General features: G+C 44.6%; 1 protein-coding gene. It reads right to left on the reverse strand.

Going from position 1 to position 388, the window contains the following annotated elements:
* Positions 1-71: 71 nt before the first annotated feature.
* The coding region (locus BHE89_RS24035; RefSeq protein WP_171742546.1) for a hypothetical protein at positions 72-388 on the reverse strand (317 nt) is incomplete at its 5' end.

Genomic DNA, 388 nt, shown 5'->3' on the forward strand with positions numbered 1-388 from the left:
TTCAGCCGTCGCCTTGAAAGGAGCTGAATAAAGCACGGTGGGCGTTTTCATCTGTGGTTATTTCGCCGTTATTACTGACGTTCCAAAGCCAAATGGGGGGCTTGCCAGCGTAATTGACGAAAGAGCTGGTGGAAATAGCGGCTTGCGGTATCGGTGTTGGTCGAATTTAAGTGATTAAATAAGGAATGACCCAGCGGTTGTTGCGATAAATTATTTTCTGATACCCAAATAACGGCATCAAGTGGACGACGGCGACGTAGCTGTTTTAGATCTTGAATTAAATTTTCATCCATAGGTTGATGGATATCGCCACCATAGATAAGCAATGTGCCGTTACTTTCTTGCCAGATCTCCGTTGTTAGGTTGGGAGTGAGTTTTTCGATAGCAA

Source organism: Shigella sp. FC1967, assembly GCF_001743005.1.
Taxonomy (GTDB): Bacteria; Pseudomonadota; Gammaproteobacteria; order Enterobacterales; family Enterobacteriaceae; genus Proteus.